This is a genomic window from Kitasatospora sp. NPDC057015 (assembly GCF_042673745.1).
Taxonomy (GTDB): domain Bacteria; phylum Actinomycetota; class Actinomycetes; order Streptomycetales; family Streptomycetaceae; genus Kitasatospora.
Window position 1 is genome coordinate 1 of the sequence record NZ_JBHUSG010000141.1, and the last position, 1,221, is coordinate 1,221.

A 1,221-nucleotide genomic window follows, 5' to 3' on the forward strand; every position below is an offset into this window, starting at 1 on the left:
CGGGCGTGCGCGGCGCGACTTCTCGAAGGCATCCAAGCGTAGCATCTGCCGGCCCTCCCCGCACTCGTGCGCAGGCGCTCCACCCATCCACGCGCGCACGATCTTTGGACAACCCGAGCCTCGGCAATGCTCGGTCGCGAAGGACATGCGGCTGCATCGACAGCCACATAGATTGGCGGTCGGGCCGCCGCATGATCGGCCGAGCGCTGGTCGTCGTTTTGTCAAGCATAAGCCGAATGCTGAGGCTCATACACGACGGCCAAGTACAAGTAAAACAAGAAAAATTATAGCGACAGCATTGTAGCCGATGAGTTTGGCATCGGGGTTCAACGAAAGTCATATACCCGTCGCAGACGAGAATGGAACGCATTGGAAGTGCAACAAAAAGTGTTCGAACACCTCTCATCCCGGATAGAAAACCGCCCCCCATCCATGCTCATTCCGGAATACGGTAGGCGAGACGAGAGCCTTTGCGCAATCTGGCCGCTACCTTTATGGGGCCAGAAACAAAGCAATTGAACGCAAAGACACATCAGGCGCCGGGCCATCGGTCCCGCAGCGACGAATGCTTCGCCTTCGGGATTCGAGCCGCGCTCCGCTTGTTCCTCGATGGAGCAGTTCCTACCCGGGTGTTGGACGACTGAAGGCCATTACGAGCGCAGCCGTCTGCGCGCACGCCATACGGTTTGCAACCCGTGCCGCGTCAGCTTGATCGCCCACGGCGCCTTGGCCTTGAGGTACTCCACGATCTTCCGCGTCGCAAAAATGGCCCTGCTGTTCTGATAGAAGGCGAGCTGACTGCGTAACGCGTGGAGTTCCTCCTCCAACGCGCCGGGCGCTGCAGAGGCGGCCTGCCCGCCCTCAAGAACATACAGTGGGAGCCTCACCTCCCCCGCCTCGACCATCTTGCCCGTCAACAACGCGTGGTACAACTCACGATGCCGCGCGACACGCTCCGGAGTGTGATACATCGAATTCGCACGACGCCGATAGAAGAAATGAATGCCGTTCGTTGCAATGAAGCGCTTCCCCGTGGCGAGTGCGCGGGAATAGAGATCCCAATCCTCATACGCTTCGAGTTCTTCACGATACTTCAGCTCGCGCAACACTACCGTACGCGCCATGCAGGTTGCGGTCGAAAAGCGGTTTTCGTACATGCCGAGCGCCCGCGCTTCGCCATAGAACACCGCGTAATCGGCGAATGCGGCCTGTCGACCGATC

General features: G+C 59.3%; 1 protein-coding gene. It reads right to left on the reverse strand.

Features of this window, described 5'->3' with window-relative positions; translation table 11 throughout:
* Nucleotides 1-650 precede the first annotated feature (650 nt).
* Nucleotides 651-1,221, reverse strand: a 571-nt coding sequence (locus ACFTWP_RS41675; protein ID WP_380270389.1) for a hypothetical protein, incomplete at its 5' end; no start/stop codon positions are given.